Raw genomic sequence first — 14912 nt, forward strand, 5'->3', positions numbered from 1 at the left:
CGAGCGTCCCCTTCTCTACCAGAGCCACGCCGCGCGGGTGTCGATTGCCTTGGCGCCGTTGCACTCAGGGCGACACGGGGCCCGCCACCTCGGTCCCCCGGGCGGCGTCCCGGCGGCGCGTCTCCTTGAGGAAGGCCAGCACGCCCTCGGTAATCGCCTCGGCCAGCTTCTCCTGGTACTCCGGCCGGGCCAGCCGAGGTCCCTCCACGGGATGGGAGATGTAGCCCACCTCCACGAGGACGGCCGGGCACTCCACGCCGGAGAGGACGAAGAAGGGCGCCTGCTGCACGCCCCGGTTCACCGCGCGGGTGCCGCGCACGAGGCGCGGGTGGATGGCGTAGGCCAGGCGCGAGGAATCCGCGTGCGCCTCCGTGCGCGCCAGGTCCTGGAGGATGAAGGCCAGCGTGGAGTCCGTCCGCGCGGCGCGCGACATGGGCGCCTCCGCGTTCTCCCGGTCCGCCACGGCGAGCGCGGCGTCGCCGGAGGCGCTGGCGGACAGGAAGTACGTCTCCACACCCTCGGTGCGCGCGCGCATCCGCTTCGTGGGCATGGAGTTGGCGTGGATGGAGATGAAGAGGTCGGGCGCGTGGTCATTGGTCCACGCCACGCGCTCCGTCAGCGACACCAGCGTGTCGTGCTCGCGCGTCAGGAACACGTCGCCCCCCGCGGCCTCGAGCTTGTCCCGGAGGCGGAGCGAAATCTGGAGCGCGACGTCCTTCTCCCGCAGCTTGCCGGGGCCCCTGGCGCCCTCCTTCGCGCCACCGTGTCCCGGGTCGATGATGATGCGCGCGGGACGCTCCGCCGCCCCGGCGATGACGGGGAGCAGCCAGAGCAGGGACAGGAGGCCGAGGAGGGGGCGGCGCGGCGACGGCATGCTGGGGCCGCATGCTAGCGGAGCCCGGCCGCCAGAGCGAAATCCGGGCCTCAGCCCACCACGTCGATGCCCGGCTTCCCCGCCTGGACTTCACCAATCAGCGCCGCGTCCACGCCGGCAGCCTCCAGCGCCTTGAGCGCCTTGAGCGCCTGACGTGCGGGGACGCTGGCCAGGAGGCCGCCGTTGGTCTGCGCGTCCGCGAGCACCCACTGGATGCACTCGGGCAGTCCTTCGGGGAAGCGGACCTTCTTGTGGACGTGGGCGAGGTTCGACTTCGTACCGCCGGGCACCACGCCGTCCTCCGCCAGCGCGGGCACCTCGGCGATGAGCGGGATGCGCTCCAGGTCCAGCGTGGCGCGCACCTTCGCCGCGGTCATCATCTCCAGCAGGTGCCCCAACAGGCCGTAGCCCGTCACGTCCGTGAGGGCGTTCACCTTGAACTTCCCGGAGGCGAACACCTCGCCGGCGGCGCGGTTGAGCGTCGTCATCACGCCCAGCGCCCGCTTCGCCAGCTGCTTGGACGCCACGCCCCGCTTGATGGCGGTGGTGGCGATGCCCGAGCCCAGCGGCTTGGTGAGGAAGAGCACGTCCCCCGGCTTCGCGCCCGCGTTGGTGAGCACCTTCTTCGGGTGCACCACGCCGGTGACGGCCATGCCGAACTTCGGCTCGGAGTCCCGGATGCTGTGGCCGCCCAGGATGGGGATGCCGGCCTCGTCCGCCTTGGACTGGCCGCCCGCCAGGATTTTCGACAGCACCTTCAGCGGGAGCTCGTCCGGGAAGCACACCAGGTTGAGCGCGAAGAGGGGCCGCGCGCCCATGGCGTAGATGTCCGACAGCGCGTTCGCCGCGGCGATGGCGCCGAACTGGAACGGGTCGTCCACCACCGGTGGGAAGAAGTCCACCGTCTCCACCACCGCCATGCCAGGCGCCAGCCGGTACACGGCCGCGTCGTCATTCGTGGAGAACCCCACCAGCGCCTGGGGGCCCTTCGTGGACTTCAGCCCTCCCAGCACCTGCGCCAGGTCCGAGGCCCGCAGCTTCGCCGCGCAGCCCGCGCAGTGGCTCATCTCGGTGAGGCGCTTCGCCTTGCCCGTCTTCTTCTCCGCCATGACCCGCTCCCCGCCGTCCCGACACGGGCCCCGAAGGGCCCGGCCCGTTCACCGCTCAGGCCGCTCGGATGTAGTCCCGCTTGAGCAGCTGCACCACGGCCTCGGCGGTGACGACGTCGTCCGCGTCCGCGTGGTCCATCACCGCGTTCAGGGTGCCGTAGTTGTGCACCAGTTGCAGCACGTCCAGCAGCTCCGGCGCCAGCTCCTTGAGCGGCGGCGTCAGCGGCGAGGCCAGCGCCAGCGAGGCATCCGCCGTCGGGAGGCTCGGCTGCAGGCGCTTGATTTCGTCCAGTTGGCGGAGCGCGTCCATGAGGAGCGCCTCGGTGGACGAGTCCAGCTCCACCATGAACTCCTGGTTCTCCGCCGGGCGCAGCTCGAAGTCGCCCTCTTCCCAGGTGATGATGCGGTTGAAGCTCTTCTGCGGCCCCAGGTTGTGGTTCTCTCCGATGACGGCGTAGTACACGCGGCCCTGGCGCAGGTAGATGCGCCCTTCCTGGTCGCTGCGCTGCACCACCAGCACGCCGTTCTTCTTGGACGTGTGGAACAGCTGGAGCAGGTCCGGGAGGGGAATCTCCTCGATCTTCCCCGTCATGGAGCTGGCCTTGTTGGTGGTCCGCGCGGCCTGGGCCGCGGCGGCCTCCTCCAGCTTCAGGCGGGCGGTGCCCTCATCCACGCTGGCGCCCTCGGCGCCCTGATGCACCAGCTTGAGGATGGACGTGCCAATGAGGATGCGGTCCCCTTCCTTCAGGCGGGACTGCTTCACCTTCTCACCGTTGACGAAGGTGCCGTTGGTGGAGCCCAGGTCCTCGATGGTGATGCTCCCATCGGAGAAGCTGATACGCGCGTGCTTGCGGGAGACCATGTCCTCCACGAGCACCATGTCCAGCTCACTGGAGCGGCCGATGACGATGTGCTTGTCCGCCTTCAGCGGGAATTCGCCGCCCTGGTACTTCCCTGAGATGAACTTGAGGGCGTAGGTCTTTTGGGTGTCCATGGTCGTCAGCCAGCCTGCTCCGCCTTGCCGGGGTCCTTCACCAGGTTGAGGTACATCTGCGCGCTCTTGTTACCGGGGCTGCGCACCAGCACGTCCTCCCAGACCTGCACCGCCTCCGCCCGCCGCCCGGCCGAGTACAGCGCGACTCCATACTGGATGTGTCCCGGAATGAAAGCCGGGTTCTGGGCGATGACCTGCTCGTATTCGATGAGGGCCGCCGCGTTGTCCCCCGCGTCGCGCAGGGCGTTGCCCAGCTTGAGACGGATGTCCACGAACTGAGGACACAGCGCGAGCGCGCGCCGGTACTCCTCGATGGCCTTGGCCCACACGCCGCTGGAGGCGAAGACGTCGCCAATCTCGCCGTACATGTTGGCGATCTTCTTCTCCACGTAGGGGTCCAGCTCGTCCGGGCCGGATTTCTGCTGAGAGAGGGCGGCCTGGTAGACCTCCTTCGCCTCGGCGTACTTCCCCATGTCGTTGTAGATGACGGCCAGGTTGAGCGCCGCCTCGGTATAGGCGGGGTTGAGCTTCAGCGCGGATTCGAACGCGCGCTGCGCCCGGGCGAACTGCCCCTGGTCGTGGTAGATGATGCCGAGCATGTTGAATACGTCCGCGAACGTCGGATTCTGCTCGACGATCTTCGCGAGGTATTGCTCGGCCTGCGCGTACTGCTTCTTCTCGAAGTAGCCGCGCCCGAGGGTCAGTAGCTGCTTGAGGGGCTCGTCCATGAATCGGCCCGCCAGGGCCCTGCCTCCGAGACGTCCAGCCTACATGAGGCTGGGAGAAAACAAGAATTCATCACCGCTGAGCGACAACGAGAGTTGCCGCTGGCCCCGGGTATCCACCGGCCGCGCCGGCAGCGCCCCCTGAAGGCGCCAATGCTCCGTCACCACCGCCTCGTCCCGCTCCAGCCGGACGTACCACGCTTCCGCCTGGTAACCCCGCGCCCGAACCTGACGCAATTGCTCCCACTCCGGCCCGCCCACTCCGGGCGTGCCCGGCCCCGCCAGCCGCCCCAGGGACTCCGCGTCCGCCGCCTGCAGCGCCCTGCGGCGGGACTCCAGGGCCGTCACCACCGCCTGGAGCCGGGGCGCCGCCGTCGTCTCCGGCACCCAGGACCCGTTTCGCACCACGAAGGGTACCCGCTCCACGCCCGCCGTGCCCACCCGGGTGTCGCCCAGGGCGCCCTCGAAGTCGAGCGTGGCCTGCGCCTCCGCCCGCTGACCTCCGGGCGCCACGTTGACGGTGATGCGGGCGAAGCGGTGCTGCCGGGACGTCAGGGGCCCCGGCGCGCCGGGGACGGGCAGCGACAGGCCGCTGGACTCCGTCGCCTTGAGCGCGGTGATGATTTCCAGCTCGGGGCCGGCCGCGGCGCCCAGGAAGCGTGGAACGAACAGGGCCAGGGTGGCGACCAGCGCCAGGATGACGATGATGCCGCCACCGAAGCGGCTCCAGTCCTGGGTCGTTCTCACGAGCCCAGCATACGCTGGGCGCGCTCCGCGGCGGGCGTGCCCGGCAGCCGACGCAGCACCTGGCGCAGCGTGTCCTGCGCCTTCTGCGTGTCATTCAGCTTCACGTACGCCTCGTGCAGGTCGAAGAGGGCCTCCTCCTCGTACTCCGTGCCCGGGTAGCGGCGCAGCAGCCCTTCCAGGCGCTGGGCCACGGCCTTCCAGCGCTCACGCTTCTGATAGAACTGGGCCGCGTACAGCTCGTGCGAGGCGAGCCGGCGCCGAGCGTCCTCCCGCTGCGTCTTCGCCTCCGCCACGTACTGAGACTGGGGGTACTGGCGCAGGAACTCCTCCATGGCCACCAGCGCGGAGCGGATTTCGCCCTGGTCCTTCTCGCGGGACGGCGGGAGGGCGAAGAACTCGGAGGGGTAGGCCCGCACGTGGGTCATCGCGGAGCGGAACGCGGCGTAGTCCACCTTGGCGTGCGTGGGGTAGAGCTTGATGAAGGCCTGGTACTGCTCCTTGGCCTCGGGGAAGGCTTCGCGCTCGAAGTCCACGTCGGCCAGCTTCAGCTCGGCCTCGCGGGCGGCCTCCTGGTACGGGAACTTCGTCCGGACGTACTCGAAGTACTTCTGGGCGCGGAAGAAGTCCTTATTCTCCAGGGCCTCGGAGCCGAGCCGCAGGTTTTCATCTGCGACGGCGGCATAGTCAGGCTCACCGGCCTGGCCCTGCGTGAGGGACGCACACCCGGTACCGAACAGCAGGAAGGCGGACAGAAAGGCGACGGCGGAACGCATCTCCACCACGCTATTCCTCCGGCCCCGAGGGGTCCAGCGAAGCTTCTCCGAGCAGCCGGTAGATGACGTCCTCCGAGAAGCCCCGGCTGTCCAGGAGCCGACCTGCGCGGGCACGCTCCCTGGCCGCCAGCGGGCGGCCGAGCAGCCCCCGCTTCTCCAGCACCGCCCGCGCCGTGGCCAGCGCGTCGAAGGACACCGCGTCACGGGCCTCGGAGATGGCCTGCTGGGCCGTCCCCTCCTCCAGCCCGTGCGCCCGCAGCCGGTGGGCCACCGCCTCCGGCCCCAGCCGGCCTCGGCCCAGGAGCAGGGTGGCGCGCTCGCGTGCGAAGCGTTCGTCGTCCAGGTAGCCCCAAGCCTTCACGCGGGCGAGCGCGGCCTCGCACACCGCTTCGGTGAAGCCCTTCCGGGCCAGGGCCTGCTCCAGCTCGCGGCGACTGCGCCCGCGCATGGACAGGAGCTTCAGGCACGCGTCCGTGGCACGGCGAACAGCGTCGGGCCCTTCGTCCTCCGGATGCATGGCGGGATACCTAGCATGTGGTAACAGGCCCGGCCATGCACCCCGTACTCGCCCGCTTCCTCGCCGCCGATGCCGCTCGGGAGACGCTCCTCAAGCAGCAGTCGGGCGGAGACCTCTCTGTGGAAGAGCAGGCCTTCACCGACGCCGCCTCCGCGAACCCCAAGCACAAGTCCGTGCTGCTGGGCGTGGGCGGCCGCACCCTGTCCACCGACGCCCAGGCTTCGCTGGTGCTGCTGGCGGCCCACGCCGCGGTCCGCGCGCTGGACCAGGACGCCACCCTGGCGGAGCCCACGAAGAAGGCCCGCGAGGCCCTGGCCGAGGAAGGCGCCAGTCCGGAGGAGACGGACGCGTTCCTGGCCTCCATCCTCCTGGAGGAGGCCTTCGGCTACGAGCAGGACGTGGACGCGTTCGACAGCGAATACGTGAAGGAGGCGCTGGGCGAAGTGCCCGCGCTGGCCGCGCTCACCAAGGAGGCGGTGGACGCGCTCTTCCTCACGTTCGTGAAGGCCTCCGCCAACGACGCGGAGCGGAAGGTGCGTGAGGGCATGGCCCGCGCCCTCTTCGACATCGCGTGGTCGGAAGGGCCCGCGCCCATCAACCCGGAGCACATGGAGGCCGTGCTCGACGCGGAGGTGGTGGACCGGCCCGAGGAGGAGCAGGAGGCCAAGGTGCAGGCGACCGCGCAGCTGCTCCAGGCGCTGTCCAAGGAGGGCCTCATCGGCCCCATCCGCTTGTCCCGCCTGCGGGCCCTGCTGGGCGAGGACGACGCGTAGCAACCGCGGCACGGGCGCCCTGCCCTTCCCGGGTGGGCGCCGCGAGCCTCTAGAAGCGCTCGATCTGGAAGTCGTCGTCCCCACCTGCCGCGGCGGGTGCCGGGGCCGGAGCGGGCGCTGGCGGGCGCGCGGCGGGAGACGCCATGGGGCGCCCCACCGGCGCGCCGGCTGGAGCCCCCGGACGCAGGGCCTGCGGCGGCGGCCCCCCCGGGCGCATCTGCTGGGCTGCCGGAGCCCCCGGACGCATGGGCTGCGCCATGGGCGCCGGAGCGGGCGCGGCCTGCGGCGCCGCGACAGCCGTGGGAGCCCCCTTCTGCGCGAAGGCGGACGAGCCTGGAATGGGCCGCGACTCCCCGGGCTTCGAATCGAAGTTGTCCCACTTGGAGTCGGACGTGCCGCTGATGCCGGAGAAGCGCAGCGCGAAGTCGTCCGGGTTGGTGGCCTGCCGATGGGCCTCCTCGTAGGTGACGAGCCCCTGCCGCACCAGGCTCATCAGCGACTGGTCGAAGGTCTGCATCCCGTACGTGTCCGTGCCCTGGGCGATGGCGTCGTGGATCTCCTTCGTACGGTCCTTGTCTTCAATCATCTCGCGGACGCGGGCCGTGACGCGCAGCACTTCCACGGCGGCCACGCGGCCCTTGCCGTCCGCGCGCGGCACCAGACGCTGGGACACCACGGCCTTGAGCACGCTGGCCAACTGGAGGCGCACCTGCTTCTGCTGGTGCGGCGGGAAGGCGGAGACGATGCGGTTGATGGTCTCCGTCGCGTCCAACGTGTGCAGCGTGGACATCACCAGGTGGCCCGTCTCCGCGGCGTGAAGCGCCGTTTCGATGGTTTCGTGGTCACGCATTTCGCCCACGAGGATGACGTCCGGGTCCTGCCGCAGCGCGCTCTTGAGCGCCTGCGCGAAGGTCATCGTGTCCACGCCCACCTCGCGCTGGTTCACGATGGAGCGCTTGTCGCGAATGAGGAACTCGATGGGGTCCTCAATCGTCATGATGTGGCTGGTCTCGTTGGCGTTGATGTGGTCGATCATCGCCGCCAGCGTGGTGGACTTGCCGGAGCCCGTGGTGCCCGTCACCAGCACCAGGCCGCGCTCCTCACCGCAAATCTTGGCGAGAATCTGGGGCAGCAACAGGTCCTGGATGGTCATCACCTTGAAGGGGATGACACGCAGCACGGCGCCCACGGTGCCACGCTGCTGGAAGACGTTCACGCGGAAGCGCCCGAGCCCCGGCACGCCATAGGCCAGGTCCACCTCGTTGCTCCCCTTGAACTTCTCCTTCTGGAACTCGTTCATGATGCCGAAGGCCATGCGCGCCACCTCCTCGGGAGGGAGGCGGCGGCCGTCCTTCAGCGGAACCAGCGAACCGTCCACGCGGAACATGGGCGGCAGGCCTGCCTTGAGATGAATGTCGGAGGCACCGCCGCGCAGGGCGATCTGGAGGATCTCGTTGAGTTCCATGAGCGGCGCAAATCCTACCAGACGCTCGCGCGCGCATGCGATGGGGCGTGATGGACCCCGAAAACACATCGGCGGAGGCCCTCGGATGAGGACCCCCGCCGTGTGGGAACAACCCAGCTGCCGAGTGGCTTAGCGCTTGGAGAACTGGAACCGGCGACGCGCGCCCGGCTGGCCGTACTTCTTGCGCTCGACCGCGCGAGCATCGCGGGTGAGGAAGCCGGCCTTCTTCAGCGCCGGACGGAACTCCGGGTTGAAGGAGCACAGCGCACGGGCGATGCCGTGACGGATGGCGCCGGCCTGGCCGGAGAGACCGCCACCCTTGACGTTGACCGTCACGTCAACCTTGCCCTTCTGCTCGAGGATCTCGAGGGGCTGGTTGAGGACCATCTTGGACGTCTCACGGCCGAAGTACTCGTTCAGCTCGCGGCCGTTGATGGTGACAAGGCCAGTGCCAGGACGAATCCAGACGCGGGCGGTGGCCTCCTTGCGGCGGCCGGTGGCGTAGAAACCGAGCTCTTGGTTGATGGGCATGGACGTTATCTCCCTTACGCCTCGACCTCGAACGCGGCAGGCTTCTGGGCCGCGTGCGGGTGCGTGTCACCTGCGTAGACCTTCAGCTTCGTCATCATCTGGCGGCCGAGCGCGTTGCGCGGAAGCATGCGCCGCACGGCGTTGATGATGATGTCCTCAGGGTGACGCTGGCGGAGCTTCTCCAGGTTGGTGATCTTCAGGGCGCCCGGGAAACCCGCGTTCGGGTGCCGGTAGTACATCTTGTCCTGCTCCTTCGTGCCCGTCACCTTCACCTTTTCGGCGTTGATGACGACCACGTGGTCGCCCGTGTCAATGGACGGCGTGTAGATGGCCTTGTGCTTGCCCTTCAGCAGGGTGGCAATCTGGCTCGCCGCGCGGCCCAGCACCTTGTCGGACACGTCAACGACGTGCCACTGGCGCTTGATGTCCCCAGCCTTCGCGCTGTAGGTCTTCTGCGACATTTCGTGCACTCCAGACTTCTCGCGGCCGCCGTGTGCATTCCAGGGACCGCTGCTCGTGCTTAATCAACCGCGGGTCGACCGTGAAACTTCACGGAGGCCCGGAAAGGCCGACCGTCCTAGTGGGTGTGGCGGATCAAGTCAAGGTCACACCGCACCAGACGTCCGGATTCCCCGATCACGCCCGCCAGGACGCCCCCTTCAGGAGGCGGCACCTACCTGGCTGCTCCTCCAGACGGCCCGGTGCCACCCGGAGGCGTTCCCGGAATCGCGGGTTTCTTGAAGCGCTCCTTCAAGTTGGCGAAGAAGTTCTTCTCCTCCGTGGTGGGAGGCCCCTGACGCGGCGCGTCCAGCTCCACGACCTCAATCACCTCCGGCGGCAGGTCCTCCAGGAAGCGCGAGGGCGTGCGGGGCACCTCCTTGCCGCGCTTCACGCGGGTGGCCGCGCGGGTGAGGTAGAGGACCTCCTTGGCGCGGGTGATGCCCACGTAGCAGAGGCGCCGCTCCTCCTCGAGGTTCTGCGCCTCGCCCTGCATGCCTCCGTGGGGCATCAGGTCCTCCTCCATGCCGATGAAGAAGACGAGCCGGTACTCCAGGCCCTTGGAGGCGTGCACCGTCATCAGGGTGACGCGGCGGTTGGCGCCCGGCACCTCCTCTTCCTCCTGCCGGGTGTCCAGGCTCAGGCGGTTGAGGTACGTGGGCAGGCTGGCCTTGGGGCCCTCGCGCTTCTCGAAGTTCTCCAGCGAGTTGAGCACGCCGTCCACGCCCTTGAGCTTCTTGTCCGCGGCGGTGGCGCTGGTGGCGTGGGCGCGGGTGGCCTCGCGAAAGCCAATCTCCTCCAGCAGCTTGCGCGTCACGTTGGCCAGCTGGCCGTGCTCATACGCGGCGCGGTAGCGCTCCACCAGGTCCACGAACTCCATCACCCGGGCCCCGGCCCCGGGCGGCAGGTCCTCGTAGTCGGTGGCCTTCTTCATCACCGTCCACAGCGTGACGCCCTCGCCCCGCGCGTGGACGTTGAGGCGCTCCATCGTCACGTCGCCAATGCCGCGCGAGGGCACGTTGACGATGCGCAGGAGCGAGATTTCGTCCAGCTTGTTCACGATGACCTTGAAGTACGCGATGACGTCCTTCACCTCGCGCCGGTCGAAGAACTCGCTGCCGCCCACCACCTCGTAGCCGATGTTCTTCTCCCGCAGCGTCTCCTCGATGGGGCGGGACTGGCCGTTGGTCCGGTAGAGCACGGCGATGTCGTCCGCGGAGATGCCCAGGGCCATGTGCTTCTGGATTTCGTGCGCGACGAAGCGGGCCTCCTCTTCGTCGTTGGGACACGTCACCACCTTCACCTTCGTGCCCCCCGTGCGGTCGGTCCACATCTGCTTGGCCTTGCGCTCGGGGTTCTTGGCGATGACGGCGTTGGCCGCGTCCAGCACCGTCTGGACGGAGCGGTAGTTCTGCTCCAGCCGGACCTCCTTCCCTCCCGGGAAGAGGCGGTCGAAGTCGAGGATGTTGCGCACCTCCGCGCCCCGCCACGAATAGATGCACTGGTCGTCGTCACCCACCGCGCACACGTTGCGGGAGCGGCCCGCCAGCAGCTTCAGCAGCTCCAGCTGCGCGGTGTTGGTGTCCTGGAACTCGTCCACCAGCAGGTAGCGGAAGCGCTTGGTGTACTTCTCGTAGAGGTCCGGGTGCTCGCGCAGGAGGCGCGCGGGCAGCAGCAGCAGGTCGTCGAAGTCCACCGACCCCTGCGCCTTCAGCGACAGCTGATAGTCCGGGTACACCATGTGGGTGATGAGGTCGTAGTCATCCCCAATCCCCTCCGGCTTGGGCTCCGGCGCCTTGCCGGAGTTCTTCGCCTTGGAGATGAGGTTGAGCACCTTGCGCGCGTCGAACGAGCGGTCGTCGATTTTGTGCTCGCGCATGGCGCGCCGGATGTTGGCCAGCTGGTCGCCCATGTCGGCGATGGCGAACTTCTTGGGCCACCCCAGCCGGTGGATGTCCTCGCGGAGCATCTCCGCGCCAAAGGCGTGGAAGGTGCACACCAGCACGCCCTGCGCCCGAGGTCCCGCCATGTGGACCAGGCGCTCCTTCATCTCCGTGGCGGCCTTGTTGGTGAAGGTCACCGCCAGGATGTTGCGGGCCATGATGAGGCCCGGCCGCTCGTTGAGCAGGTGGACGATGCGGTGGGTGATGACGCGAGTCTTGCCGCTGCCTGCGCCTGCCAGCACGAGGAGCGGTCCCTCCAGGGTCACCACGGCCTCGCGCTGCGGAGGATTGAGCTTCGAGAGGTCCATTGCGCGCGGGGCGGGGATACCCTTTGATTCGTTCGTGCGCGACTCTTTTTTCCCCAGGCGCTCTGGCGCTCTTCTCGCATTCGTCCTGGGCACCACCGGATGCCTCGGCGAGCCCGGCGCGTCCCCGGAGGTGGAACCCGTGGTGTCGGCGGCGAGCGCGCCCTGCGTGTACTTCAAGCAACTGGCGCCCTTCCTTCCAGAACGGCTGGACGGCTTCACCGTGGCGCACACCCAGGGCTCCACCGGGAAGTACGGCGAGGTGTCCGTCTCCGAGGCCGAGCGGCTCTACACCCGGGGTGAGGGACGCGAGGTGAAGGTGCGCATCGTGGACACCACCATGGGCGAGCGCATTGGCAAGGCCATCCAGGAGGCCGCCGACCGCTCCCGGGGCAAGGTGGCCAGTGACCCGTCCGCCCCCATCCACCTGGACGACGCCGTGGGCTTCGTGCGGTACGACGCGGAGGAGTCCGTGGCCGAAGCGAACCTCCTTGTGGGGGGGCGCTACGTGGTTGCCGTCACCAGCCGGGGATTTCCGGGTACGGTGGAGGTGCGCCGGGTGGCGCGCGGCATCGACCTTGCGGGACTGGCTCGCCTGAGGCCCGGTCCGAACTGATGAAGGAGTGTCCCAGGTGGTGAAGGACAAAGGAACGCGGCCCGACAAGACGGACCAGGTCGCGCAGGAGAAGGCGGCGCGGGAGCTGGTGTCCACCCTGGGCAAGCGGGAGTTCCTGGAGCAGTTCCAGAAGCTGGCCAAGGGCTTCGCGTCCGACCCGGGCAACCCCGGCTCCTACGCGTGCGAGGGCTGTCAGCGCTGCGCCAACTGCATGTTCTGCAAGGACTGCGACAGCTGCTTCTCGTGCACGCACTGCACCCGGTGCGAGCTGTGCAACAACTGCTCGCACTGCGTGGACTGCAAGAGCTGCAACGCCTGCGCGTACTGCGTCCAGAGCGAAAACTGCTCCTCCAGCGCGTACCTGGTCCTGTGCCGCAACCTGCAGGACTGCAACTACTGCTTCGGCTGCGTGGGCCTGGCGAAGAAGGACTTCCACATCCTCAACGTCCCCTTCCCACGGACGGAGTACTTCAAAATCGTGGGCCGGCTGCGCAAGGAGCTGGGGATTCCATAGGCCCCAGCCCCTCCCCTCGCTAGAGGGCGCGCACGTAGAGGGCCTTCAGGTACTCCGTCTCCGGAAGCCCGGCCAGCACCGGGTGGTCCAGCCCCGCGCCCCGCCGCTCCAGAATCTGCACCGGCCGCTTCGCATCCGCGGCGGCCGCCAGCACCATCTCCTCGAAGGCGGCGCGGTCCAGCTTGCCGGAGCAGGAGCAGGTGACGAGCAACCCGTCCGGCTTGAGGCAGCGGAAGGCGCGCAGGTTCAGCTCGTGGTAGGCGCGCAGCGCGGTGGCCAGGCCCTCGCGGCGCTTGGCCAGTCCGGGCGGGTCCAACACCACGGTGTCGAAGCGGCGCCCGCTGGTGTCGAAGCGGCGCAGCACGTCGAAGGCGTTGGCGTTCTCCACGGTGACGTTGGCGCGGCCGTTGGCCTCGGCGTTGGCCTTGGCGCGCGCGGCGGCCTTCTCATCCTGCTCCACCGCCAGCACGGACGTGCAGGTGCGTGACAGCGAGAGCGCGAAGCCGCCGTGGTAGCTGAAGAGGTCCAGCGCGTCGCCGCGCGCCAGCTCCCCGGCCCGCAGGTGGTTGTCCACCTGGTCCAGGAAGGCGCCCGTCTTCATGTCGCCCTGGAGGTCGACCTCGAAGCGGTTCTCCCCCTCGTGGTAGGTGAAGCGCGCGGCGCCCTCACCGTGCAGCAGGCGCGCCTCGCGGGGCAGGCCCTCGAAGTCACGGCCGGAGGCGTCGTCCCGGCACATGACGTGGGTGGCGCCGGTGAGCTCCACCAGCATCTTCGCCAGCGTCTCCTTGCGCGCGTCCATGCCCTCGGAGAGCGTCTGGAGCGAGAGGCCCTTCCCGTAGCGGTCCACGAAGAGGCCCGGGAGCTGGTCCGCCTCGCCGTGCACCAGCCGCAGCCCGTCACGGCCGGACAGGTACGCCCGGCGCGCCAGGGCGGCCTCCAGGCGGCGGCGGAAGAAGGCGTCGTCCACCGGATCCTCGGCGGGCCCCTTGCGCGTCAGCAGGCGCAGCGCCAGGGGCGAGCGGCGAGCGTAGAGCGCCTGGCCAATGGGATTGCCCTGGGCGTCCACCACCAGCACCACGGCGCCGGCGCCCTTCACGTCGGGCGGGGCGGCGATTTCGGTGCGGTACACCCAGGGATTGTAGTGCCGCAGCGAGCGCGCCCCCTTGGGGGTGACGCGCGCGACGGGCAGGGCTGCATGGGGGGGCATCAGGCTCACTCCAGGCCGCGAGCGGCCAGTTCTTCGTCGTCCTCGCCGCGAAGGTGCCCGATTTCGTGCAGCAACGTCACGCGGATCTGCTCGCGAAGTTCCTCGGGCGTCCGGGCGGCGCGCGCCAGGTTGCGGCGGTAGAGCACCACGGAGCGGCACGGCACCTCGGAGCCGTCACAGGGCTCGGCCAGCGGCGGGCCCCGGAAGAGCCCCAGAATCGTGGGCGACAGCGGCGGCTGGTTGGCCAGCAGGTCCGCGTCCGCGGGCAGCTCCTCCGCCGTGACGGGCACGCCGTCCAGGTCCCCGCGCATGTCCTTGGGCAGCTCGGCGACGGCCTTCACCACCTCGGCGCGGAAGTCCTCCTCCGCGGGCAGCGGCGGCTCGGGGAAGTCGTCCGGCGCCAACGAGCGCGCCTTGTCGAAGTGGCCCTGAGCCTGCTTCCACTTGCCCTCGCGCTCCAACAGGAGCCCCAGGTGGTGATGGGCGTGCGCGGCCCGCTCCGGGTCGTCCACGAGGCTGGTGAAGGCGGTGCGGGCCTCGCGGAAGCGGCACAGCTCGAAGAGGGCCAGGGCGCGCTCGTAGAGGGCCTCGCGGCTGCCGGGGTTGCGCGCGAGGACGATGGCCGAGTGCGCCAGCGAGGACTCCGCCTGTCCCAAGTCATTGAAGGCCATGGCGGCCACCAGCGCGAGGTGCGGAATCAGCTCCGGGGGCGTGTTGGGCTGGGACAGGCCGCGCTCGGCGTAGAGGGCGCCCAGTTCGTCCCGCTCCCGGGTGGAGGACAGCTGCACGGCGTACAGGTGCGCCGAGCCCAGAAGCGCGGACGGGTCCCCCGGGTCGATGGCGAGCGCCCGCGCATAGGCGAGCTGCGCCTCTGGCTCGCGGCCCAGGGCGGCCAGCGCCACGCCGCGCTCCGCGTGGGCGGCGGCCAGGTCCGGCTCCAGCGCGGCGGCCTGGGCGGCGCAGGACAGTGCTTCCTCGAAGCGGCCTTCCTCGAAGTAGCGACGCGATGCATCCAGCGGGGCCGCGCCGTCCGAGCGACACACGGCCAGCGGCCGCATCCGGTGGGTGGCGTCCTCCGGGGGCGGTGCGGGACGCACGCTGGCGGAGGGCGCCCCGGCGCCAGGCGCACTGAGGGGAGTCACGGCCGGACAGGACGCATCCGGCGCTTCAAAGGCCGGAGGGCCGCGCTTGCAGGCAGCAATGATGAGGCAGAAGGCGAGCAGGCCGCGCCGCGACATGGGCCGCCAGGGTACGGCATCACCCCGTGGCCGGGAAGCCGGGACGTACACGCCCGCTTGCTGATGCGACCGGGCACCCACCC

The 14912-nt window shown here is 69.5% G+C and carries 16 protein-coding genes; 3 read left to right on the top strand and 13 right to left on the bottom strand.

The features are described 5' to 3' along the window. Positions 1 to 64: 64 nt before the first annotated feature. From HNV26_RS24310 to HNV26_RS24340, 7 genes are read right to left on the bottom strand one after another with little or no spacing between them, the layout of a single operon-like run. Positions 65 to 874 carry an N-acetylmuramoyl-L-alanine amidase family protein gene (locus HNV26_RS24310; protein WP_171441314.1) on the bottom strand — a complete coding sequence of 270 codons (810 nt, stop codon included), beginning with the start codon at positions 872 to 874 and terminating at the stop codon, positions 65 to 67. A gap of 50 nt (positions 875 to 924) precedes the next feature. Continuing rightward, the gene (gene selD / locus HNV26_RS24315; RefSeq protein WP_171441315.1) at positions 925 to 1983 is read right to left on the bottom strand and encodes a selenide, water dikinase SelD; all 1059 of its coding nucleotides are present in this window, start codon (positions 1981 to 1983) and stop codon (positions 925 to 927) included. A 55-nt stretch (positions 1984 to 2038) separates the two neighbouring features. Next, positions 2039 to 2977: a DUF4388 domain-containing protein gene (locus HNV26_RS24320; protein WP_140861512.1), complete on the bottom strand. Its 939-nt coding sequence runs from the start codon at positions 2975 to 2977 to the stop codon at positions 2039 to 2041. Between the two features lie 5 nt (positions 2978 to 2982). After that, positions 2983 to 3705 carry a tetratricopeptide repeat protein gene (locus HNV26_RS24325; protein WP_011552090.1) on the bottom strand — a complete coding sequence of 241 codons (723 nt, stop codon included), beginning with the start codon at positions 3703 to 3705 and terminating at the stop codon, positions 2983 to 2985. Positions 3706 to 3744: 39 nt separating this feature from the next. Beyond that, positions 3745 to 4449 (bottom strand): hypothetical protein, encoded by a 705-nt coding sequence (locus tag HNV26_RS24330; protein ID WP_171441316.1) that lies wholly within the window; start codon positions 4447 to 4449, stop codon positions 3745 to 3747. Next, on the bottom strand, positions 4446 to 5222 hold the full coding sequence (locus HNV26_RS24335; RefSeq protein WP_171441317.1) for an outer membrane protein assembly factor BamD: 777 nt from the start codon (positions 5220 to 5222) through the stop codon (positions 4446 to 4448). Before HNV26_RS24335 ends, HNV26_RS24330 begins: the two co-directional genes overlap by 4 nt. A gap of 10 nt (positions 5223 to 5232) precedes the next feature. Continuing rightward, positions 5233 to 5739, bottom strand: coding sequence for a regulatory protein RecX (locus HNV26_RS24340; protein WP_171441318.1), 507 nt, complete (start codon positions 5737 to 5739; stop codon positions 5233 to 5235). A gap of 35 nt (positions 5740 to 5774) precedes the next feature. On the opposite strand from HNV26_RS24340, the gene HNV26_RS24345 reads away from it, so the two are divergent. Then, entirely contained in the window at positions 5775 to 6512 is a 738-nt protein-coding gene (locus tag HNV26_RS24345) for a hypothetical protein (RefSeq protein ID WP_171441319.1), read from the top strand. Between the two features lie 49 nt (positions 6513 to 6561). Here HNV26_RS24345 and HNV26_RS24350 read toward each other — a convergent pair whose 3' ends face one another. The 4 genes from HNV26_RS24350 to HNV26_RS24365 form a co-directional block, all read right to left on the bottom strand. Then, positions 6562 to 7977 carry a type IV pilus twitching motility protein PilT gene (locus HNV26_RS24350; RefSeq protein ID WP_171441320.1) on the bottom strand — a complete coding sequence of 472 codons (1416 nt, stop codon included), beginning with the start codon at positions 7975 to 7977 and terminating at the stop codon, positions 6562 to 6564. Between the two features lie 129 nt (positions 7978 to 8106). Beyond that, positions 8107 to 8508, bottom strand: a complete 402-nt coding sequence (rpsI, locus tag HNV26_RS24355; protein WP_090491960.1) for a 30S ribosomal protein S9 — start codon at positions 8506 to 8508, stop codon at positions 8107 to 8109. Positions 8509 to 8522: 14 nt separating this feature from the next. Beyond that, complete coding sequence (rplM, locus tag HNV26_RS24360) at positions 8523 to 8969, bottom strand: 50S ribosomal protein L13 (protein WP_026114188.1); 447 nt, start codon at positions 8967 to 8969, stop codon at positions 8523 to 8525. A gap of 212 nt (positions 8970 to 9181) precedes the next feature. Next, entirely contained in the window at positions 9182 to 11257 is a 2076-nt protein-coding gene (locus tag HNV26_RS24365) for an ATP-dependent helicase (protein ID WP_171441321.1), read from the bottom strand. Positions 11258 to 11387: 130 nt separating this feature from the next. Between HNV26_RS24365 and HNV26_RS24370 the strand changes: the two genes are divergently transcribed. Both HNV26_RS24370 and HNV26_RS24375 read left to right on the top strand, forming a co-directional pair. Next, a complete protein-coding gene (locus tag HNV26_RS24370; protein WP_090492091.1) occupies positions 11388 to 11870 on the top strand; it encodes a hypothetical protein in 483 nt (160 codons plus the stop codon). A gap of 16 nt (positions 11871 to 11886) precedes the next feature. Further along, positions 11887 to 12384 (top strand): caib/baif family protein, encoded by a 498-nt coding sequence (locus tag HNV26_RS24375; RefSeq protein ID WP_171441322.1) that lies wholly within the window; start codon positions 11887 to 11889, stop codon positions 12382 to 12384. Positions 12385 to 12403: 19 nt separating this feature from the next. Here HNV26_RS24375 and HNV26_RS24380 read toward each other — a convergent pair whose 3' ends face one another. After that, a complete protein-coding gene (locus tag HNV26_RS24380) occupies positions 12404 to 13591 on the bottom strand; it encodes a class I SAM-dependent rRNA methyltransferase (RefSeq protein WP_171441323.1) in 1188 nt (395 codons plus the stop codon). 5 nt (positions 13592 to 13596) lie between these two features. Next, positions 13597 to 14910 (bottom strand): metallopeptidase family protein, encoded by a 1314-nt coding sequence (locus tag HNV26_RS24385; protein WP_436410059.1) that lies wholly within the window; start codon positions 14908 to 14910, stop codon positions 13597 to 13599. Positions 14911 to 14912 lie beyond the last annotated feature (2 nt).

Source organism: Myxococcus xanthus, assembly GCF_013116825.1.
GTDB classification, from domain to species: domain Bacteria; phylum Myxococcota; class Myxococcia; order Myxococcales; family Myxococcaceae; genus Myxococcus; species Myxococcus xanthus_B.